We start from the raw sequence: 6061 nt of genomic DNA on the forward strand, positions 1-6061 counted from the left end.
GTCGAGGACCGGGGTCTGGGGCTGAACCCACCTCCGAGTCGGTACGCCGCGCCCTGGCCATCCAGCTCATCATCAACCGAGAGTGGGGCCTGGCGATGAACGAGAACCCGTTGCAGGGCTCGTACATCATCGACCAGCTCACCGACCTGGTCGAGGAGGCCGTGCTGGCGGAGTTCGACCGGATCAGCGAGCGCGGCGGCGTGCTCGGCGCGATGGAGACCGGCTACCAGCGTGGCCGTATCCAGGACGAGTCGATGCTCTACGAGCAGCGCAAACACGACGGCAGCCTGCCGATCATCGGCGTCAACACCTTCCGCAATCCCGACGCCGACGCCCGCAACGCCGGGCCGGTGGAACTCGCCCGCGCCACCGAGGACGAGAAGCGCTCCCAGCTGGAGCGGGTCGGCGCCTTCCAGGAACGCCACCGCGAGCAGGCGCACGTCGCACTGGCCGCACTCAAGGAGGCCGCCCACGACGGCGAGAACATGTTCGCCGTGCTGATGGACACCGCCCGCGTCTGCAGCCTGCAGCAGATCACCGACGCGCTCTTCGAGGTGGGCGGCCAGTACCGGCGCAACGTCTGAGACACCGTGGTCCAGCCGGGGATGCTCGGTCAGGTGTCCCCGGACACCAGACCCGCCTCATAGGCGATGATCGCCGCCTGGACCCGGTTGTTCAGACCGAGCCGCAGCAGGATGGCGCTGACGTGGGATTTGACGGTGCCTTCCGAAAGGAACAGCTCGCGGCCGATGTCCTGGTTGGACATGCCCCGGCCGACGAGTGCGAGCACCTCGCGCTCCCGTGCGGTCAGCGACTCCACCTGCCTGCGTGCCGTACCCGCCCTGGAGAGCCTGCCGCCGCCCAGCTGCGCGATGACCTTCCGCGCGATCCTCGGCGACAGGTACGCCGCGCCGTCGGCGACCGCCCGTACCCCGATGATCAGCTCCCGGGGGTCGGCGGCCTTGAGCAGGAAGCCGGCGGCGCCCTCGTCGAGCGCTCTGGAGACGTACTCGTCCTCGTCGAACGTGGTCAGCATGATGACCGCGACCTGCGGCATGGTGGCACGCAGCTCGGCCGCGGCGGACAGGCCGTCGAGTCGGGGCATGCGGATGTCCAGCATCGCGATGTCCGGCCGGTGCGCGCGCGTCAACTCGATCGCCTCGCGCCCGTCGGTGGCTTCGGCGACCACCTCGATGCCCGCGTCGGTGGCCAGGATCGACTTCACCCCGGCCCGGATCATGGCCTCGTCGTCGGCCAGCACCACCCGGATCATCGGTGTCCTTCCGGCCTGGCCGGGAACCGCGCCGTCACGGTGAACCCGTCGTCATGGGGGCCGGCCGACAGCGTGCCGCCAAGCAGCCGGACCCGCTCGCGCATGCCTGTTATCCCGCTCCCCCCGACTGCCGGCGTCGGCGTGCCGGGGGCCGCGGAGTTGCGCACCGTGACGGTGACCGTCTCGTGGGTCCGTTCCAGGAGGACGAGTACGTCCGCCCCGGGCGCGTGGCGGGCGGCGTTGGTCAGCGATTCCTGTACCACCCGGTGCGCGGCCCGGTCCGTCGGCGGCGGCAGGAGCGCACGCTCGCCGACCTGGCGGAAGGCGACCGCCATCCCGGCGCCACGCGCGCGATCAACCAGTGCCTCGATGGACTCGTCCGGCGGCTCGACCGGAGTGGAGCCGCCTTCGCGCAGCACTCCGAGGGTGTGGCGGAGCCGGTCGGTCGCGGTGACCGCGGAGGCCCGCAGCTGAGCCGCCGCCTCCCGGTTCGGCTCGGTCATGTCGGCGGCCAGCTCCAGGGCTCCGGCGCGCAGCGCGATCAGTGCCAGTTCATGGCCGAGTGAGTCGTGCATGTCCGCGGCGATGCGGGCGCGCTCGCGAAGCGTGACGCGTTCGGCGATGAGCTCCTGCTCTCGCTGGAGCCGTGCGACCCGCTCCCGGCCCGCCTTCACCAGCTCGGCCTGCTGCCGCCGGAACCGGCCGGCCAGCCACGGCAGCACCGTGAACAGGCCGAGGGCCATCAGCGCACCGGCTCCGGTCCAGAAGTCCAGCACGGTGTGGACGGCGCCGGGTATCGCGGCAACGGCCAGGATCAGCCAGTCCCGCCGTACCGGCAGGTGGCGTCCGTGCAGGTAGGCCGTCACGGTCAGCACCGCGAAGAGAAGTTGCCGCCAGGTCGGGATGCCGTCGAGGTTCAGCCCGTTGAGCAGGGTGAACCCCGCGATCAACACCAGGATCACACCGTTTCTCACCCGGTTGACACTACCGATCGCAGCCTCAGCAGCCGCATCGCGGTGGTGACGGCTCCCGCCGTCGCCGCGACCGCCAGGGTGATCGTCATCGGTGCGGCGAAGTAGGTGAGCTGCTCCCAGGTGACCGTCCGGCCTCTCATCAGGAAGGAGATCAGCTCCGGATACCCGGCGAGCAGCGGCACCGGCAGCAGCACCGGGACCGTGCGCAGCGCGATCCACCAGCCGGGACTTCCGGCCCGCCTGCTCGCCCAGCGGCGCGACCGCAGCACGCCCAGCACCCCCAGGCCCACCGCCGTTAACGCGATCAGGCCCAGGACCAGCTCGAACACCTGCCGGTCCCCGCCCGGCGCCTCTGGCGTCCCGCCCCGGCTCATCGCGACCAGGCCGGTGAGCACGTCGTAGGTGTCGTCGTGGAGGGCCGCGCTGTTGGTCATGACCGCGAAGCCGTACCCGGTCTCCGGAGCGATCGCCTGCACCGCGTTGTAGGTGAACAGGTTGCCCGAGTGCACGAGCAGCCTGGTGCCGTTCACGGTCTCCGAACCCCAGCCCATGCCGTAGTCACGCACCTGGGACGGGGTGTGCATGGTCGCAAGGCTCTCCGGCGTCACCAGCTGTTCGCCGTTGCCGGTCTGGCTGATCAGCCACCTGCCCATGTCGGCCGCGGTGCTGATGACTCCGCCGCCACCGCTGTTGTTGAGAAAGCCGGGCAGCTCGGGCCGTGGCACCCAGGCGCCGTACAGCGAGTTGAAACCCTCGGACGGCTGGACGGCCTGGTCGCTGACGGCGCTGCCGGTCATGCCGAGCGGGCCGAAGACGTGCCGCTCCATGTAGTCGCCGAAGTCTCGTCCGCCGGCGACCTCGACCAGCCGGGCGGCCACGTCGTAGTTGACGTTGCAGTACTCCCAGCGCGTACCGGGGTCGGCGGCCAGCGTGCCGGTACTCAGCGTGGACACGTAGTCGGCGAGCGACCTGGACCTCTCCGTCGCGCCGATGTCGACGGTGGTGTCGGACAGGCCCGACGTCTGGTTCAGCAGCTGCCGTACCGTGATTCCCGCGGCGCGCCGATCGGCCATGCGGAACTCCGGCAGTCGCCCGGCGACCGGCTCGTCCAGGGAGATCCTGCCGTCGTCGACCAGTGTCATGACGGCCATGGCGGTGAACGACTTGCTGACCGAGGCGACCCGCATCGGAGTGTTCTCGGTGACCGGTTCGCCGGCCGAGTCGCGCCCGTATCCGGCGGCGTGCACGATCTTGCCGCCGTGCGTCACGACGACGGACATCCCGGGCAGCCCGGTGGACTCCATGGTCCTGGCCAGGTAGGCGTCGATGTCGGCCGGGGTCGGCTCGGCGGCGGGTGCTCCGGCCTGCGCGGCGGGAGCCGCGGCCAGGGTCACTGTCAGGGTCACTGCCAGGCCGAATCCCACTGCCAGGCCGATGAGGTCTCGTTTCATGCTGAAGAACCTAGAAACCGGCGGCCCCGGGGGTATCCGACGATCGGCCACGACCACCCCTGACGAAAGTCGGATGTCCCCGTGCGGACGGACAGGCGTCAGGCTCGCCTCCGGCCGGTCGTGTGTTGCGAGAACTTCACAACAACCCAGGACAGCTGCCGCAAGAACTTGATGGACATGTGCAGCTAGAGAACAAGATTACGAAACTATTTCGCACGAGCCTTGTGGGGCGGGGTTCGGGGGTCCTAATGTCGCCTCACCTCAGGACGGTCGCTCCCCCGGGCGTCCTGAGGTGTTCACCCCCCGAGAGAAACGAGCATGCGATGTCACTGATCAGCACAGGAACCGCGGCGAGGTGGTCCGGCAGGCCACCGCGAAGGGCCACGGTGGCGGTCGCAGCGGTGACTGCGGTCACCGTCGGTCTCAGCGTCGTGCTCGGTGGCACGGCCCTTGCCGACAGGAACGCGAAAGGAGCCTCGACGCCCGCGGTGACTCGCGCCGGCCTCGACCCGTCACTCGTCGCGGGCCGGGGCGCGAGCGTCGACTTCGCCGAGCAGGAGGCGGAGAACGCCGCGACGAACGGCACGGTCATCGGCCCGGACCGCACCGCGTACACGCTGCCGTCGGAGGCGTCGGGCCGCAGAGCGGTCAAGCTGACGCCCGGGCAGCACGTCGAGTTCACCCTGCCGCGCGCGGCCAACGCGATCACCGTGCGCTACAGCATCCCGGACGCCCCCAACGGCGGCGGCATCACCGCGCCGCTCAACGTCACGGTGAACGGCGGGGCCAAGAAGTCCATGACCCTCACCTCGCAGTACGCGTGGCTGTACAACCAGTATCCGTTCTCCAACGACCCGAACGCCGACCTGCTCCACCCCGACTGGTGGATCACCGAGTGCGCCTGCGTGCCCGCCGCCACCACGCCCGCCCCGGCGATCACCAAGCCGTTCCGTCCGAGCCACTTCTACGACGAGCAGCGCCTCCTGCTCGGCAGGACCTACCGCGCCGGTGACAGGGTGCGGCTCACGGTTCCCGCCGGGAGCAACGCCGCCTGGACGGTCATCGACCTGCTCGACTCGCACCTCGTCGGCGCTCCGCATGTCAGGCTCGTCGCGGCGAACGTGCTGGCCTTCGGCGCCGACCCGCTCGGGCGGCGCGACTCCGCCGACGCGTTCGACAGGGCGATCGCCTTCGCCAAGAGCAAGCGCCTCAAGGTCTACATCCCGCCGGGCACCTACCAGGTGAACCGCCACATCATCGTCGACGACGTGACGATCGAGGGCGCGGGCAACTGGTACACGATCATCAAGGGCCGCGAGGTCACACTGCCCGCGCCGGCCCCCGACGGCTCGGTGCACACCGGCGTCGGCTTCTACGGCAAGGACGCCTCGGCCGGTGGCAGCGACAACGTCCACCTGTCCGGCTTCGCGATCGAAGGCGACGTCCGCGAGCGCATCGACACCGACCAGGTGAACGGCGTCGGCGGGGCGATGAGCAACTCGACCATCAACGGCCTCCACATCCGCCACACCAAGGTGGGCCTGTGGTTCGACGGACCGATGACGAACCTCAAGATCACCAACAACGTCATCGTCGACCAGATCGCCGACGGTCTCAACTTCCACACCGGCGTCACGAACTCGGTCGTGTCGAACAACTTCATCCGCAACTCCGGAGACGACGGCCTGGCGATGTGGTCGGAGAAGACCTCCAACGCCGGCAACACCTTCGACCACAACACCGTGCAGACGCCCGTCCTCGCGAACGGCATCGCCGTCTACGGCGGCACCGACAACACCATCTCGAACAACCTCGTCGCCGACCCGATCCGGGAGGGCAGCGCCATCCAGGTCGGCTCCCGCTTCGGCGCCGAGGCCTTCGCCGGGCACCTGTGGGTCAAGGACAACACCACGGTCCGGGCCGGTACCTACGAGCTGAACTGGAACATCGGCCTGGGAGCCATCTGGTTCTACGCGCTGGAGAAGAACATCGACGCCGACATCCAGGTGGTCGGCAACCACTTCCTCGACAACACCTACAACGCGATCATGCTGGTTAGCGACTGGCCGGTGAAGGACCTGTACTCGATCACCAACGTCCACTTCAAGGACATCAGGGTCGACGGCACCGGTACCTCCGTGGTCAGCGCCCGGGTGAAGGGCTCGGCGTCCTTCGAGAACGTGGACGCCCGCAACGTCGGCGCGGTCGGCGTCAACAACTGCGGGGCGTTCAACTTCCCGTCCACCGGCTCGGAGTTCTCGCTGACGGACCTCGGCGGCAACGACGGGGGCGGCACCACCGGCCCCTGGCTCGCAGCGTGGGAACTGCCGAACACCATCACCTGCGACGACCGTCCGCCGGTC

Annotated in this window: 5 protein-coding genes; 2 read left to right on the top strand and 3 right to left on the bottom strand. The window is 69.4% G+C overall.

Features of this window, described 5'->3' with window-relative positions:
- Nucleotides 1-584, top strand: a 584-nt coding sequence (locus ABT130_RS46695; protein ID WP_350966365.1) for a methylmalonyl-CoA mutase family protein, incomplete at its 5' end; no start/stop codon positions are given.
- A gap of 29 nt (nucleotides 585-613) precedes the next feature.
- On the opposite strand, the gene ABT130_RS46700 is transcribed toward ABT130_RS46695, so the two are convergent.
- From ABT130_RS46700 to ABT130_RS46710, 3 genes are read right to left on the bottom strand one after another with little or no spacing between them, the layout of a single operon-like run.
- Nucleotides 614-1273, bottom strand: coding sequence for a response regulator (locus ABT130_RS46700; protein ID WP_350966366.1), 660 nt, complete (start codon nucleotides 1271-1273; stop codon nucleotides 614-616).
- On the bottom strand, nucleotides 1270-2247 hold the full coding sequence (locus tag ABT130_RS46705; protein ID WP_350966367.1) for a sensor histidine kinase: 978 nt from the start codon (nucleotides 2245-2247) through the stop codon (nucleotides 1270-1272). The genes ABT130_RS46700 and ABT130_RS46705 overlap by 4 nt, the downstream gene beginning before the upstream one ends.
- The gene (locus tag ABT130_RS46710; RefSeq protein WP_350966368.1) at nucleotides 2244-3698 is read right to left on the bottom strand and encodes a serine hydrolase domain-containing protein; all 1455 of its coding nucleotides are present in this window, start codon (nucleotides 3696-3698) and stop codon (nucleotides 2244-2246) included. Before ABT130_RS46710 ends, ABT130_RS46705 begins: the two co-directional genes overlap by 4 nt.
- Nucleotides 3699-4186: 488 nt before the next feature.
- Between ABT130_RS46710 and ABT130_RS46715 the strand changes: the two genes are divergently transcribed.
- A partial coding sequence (locus ABT130_RS46715; RefSeq protein ID WP_350966369.1) for a glycosyl hydrolase family 28-related protein occupies nucleotides 4187-6061 on the top strand: 1875 nt, incomplete at its 3' end.

It is taken from the genome of Streptosporangium sp. NPDC001681 (genome assembly GCF_040298085.1).
Classification (GTDB): domain Bacteria; phylum Actinomycetota; class Actinomycetes; order Streptosporangiales; family Streptosporangiaceae; genus Streptosporangium.